Below are 1,524 nucleotides of genomic sequence, written 5' to 3'. Positions count from 1 at the left end.
CTTTCAATTACCCACAATTTCTAACGCAAGTTCAAATCCGAGTTCAATCTCGGTCAGTCGAGCCAGCCCTCGCCAGATGACTATATTGCCCGGTGGAGGATCGCGTGATCTGCCGAGATAGCCTCCAAGGCAGGCAAGCTTGTAGAGGTAGGTAGATAATTCCGTACGGATGTTATCGGACTTGGGAGACGAAGGTACAAGCCGGTCAAGCAGACTTACTTCCTGAGCAGTAAAAGCCGTTTTAGCGGGTGCCGTCGGCACGGAACGGTGCATCATGGTCGTCCAGAAGATCCGCCACCCCAGTATGCAGTAGAGTGCAATCAGGTTGACCAGCCGCTCGGATGTACGGAGCTTGGACTCTTCGATTTTACACCCTGATTTCATAATCTTATGGAAGGTCTCAATCTTCCAGCGCGTAGCGTACCAATGCAGTTTCTCAATGGCTTGGGTCCGTGATGTGACAGGCATGTCCGTAAACAGCTTCCAGTCGAGGCGCTCCCGTCCTACTGGGGCGCCTCGTTCAGTCGCGTGGAGAACTGTCAGAACAAGATCTGGATATCTTGCTCGTTTACCGACAGGCGGGCGGATGCGTATCTTTTTGAAACGCAGTTCCAGAACGGCTATCGATGGATTTCCTCGTGCGTCATGTACCTCGACTCGATGCACGCCCCTTACACGTGCCTCAGCCATTTCATCGACAATTGTATGGCTACCATCGCCTACCATACGATCGGCACACGCTCGTATTAGAAAGTGGGTGTCGAGTTCCAATGCCAGGCAGAACAGCTCGTAGATATCTCCCTCACGGTCTCCAACGTGTACACATCGACCGGGGTCATCCAATAGATTTGTAGAACGTCTGAGATTGTCCAGCCAACGAAAGCTTTCCTTGGTTTCGACTGGTACACGCGTGGGATTAATCTTGCGCTTGAGAAGGGAGCAGCCTTTGAATTGCTGTCGGTTCCAGAACTTGATAGCAGCAAGGCCTAATGGCAACCCGTCAGGGGTCACTACCAGACTGGAGTGCATAAGAATGCCGCATATCGTTCGTGACTTCGGTCGTCCCTCTTCATCCCGGCCAGTAAAAGACTTATTGGTGATACCTACGGCCTGGGGCTTCTCGCGCTTAAACGAGAAATTGGTCGTATCATGCAGTATCAGGAGTGGCCCTTTGATTGCGTCAACCCGTTCACGAGTTGCCCGGAAATGCCCTTCCAGGATCACGTCTTCGTGCACATTTGAATTGTCAAGAAAGCGATAAGCAGCTTTGGTGTTGGCCCAATCCTGACACGCCATTGGAATGCTCTGGCCAAAATGAGTCCAGAGTTGAGTTGCCAGCTCTTGTAGGCGCTTTGCCAGACGCGCATCGAAGAACCGATGGCCATCCAATTCGTGCATCAGCCAATCCGGCGCAGCAACGCGCGTGTCATGTTGCTCCTGTTCCATCACGGCCCCCTTACCAGCATCTTCCTGTCAGGCTAGGTCGTGGTGGCCGCAATGTCAAAATTTATGGGTAATTGAAAG

Annotated in this window: 1 protein-coding gene; it reads right to left on the bottom strand. The window is 52.2% G+C overall.

All coding sequences use genetic code 11. The features are described 5' to 3' along the window. Nucleotides 1-3: 3 nt before the first annotated feature. On the bottom strand, nucleotides 4-1,446 hold the full coding sequence (locus IGW03_RS37585) for an IS4 family transposase (protein WP_228536357.1): 1,443 nt from the start codon (nucleotides 1,444-1,446) through the stop codon (nucleotides 4-6). Nucleotides 1,447-1,524: the final 78 nt, after the last annotated feature.

Source organism: Noviherbaspirillum malthae, from assembly GCF_015352985.1.
Lineage (GTDB): Bacteria > Pseudomonadota > Gammaproteobacteria > Burkholderiales > Burkholderiaceae_D > Noviherbaspirillum > Noviherbaspirillum malthae.
Note: the sequence above shows the minus strand (reverse complement) of the source record. Positions and strands in the feature narration are given on the sequence as shown.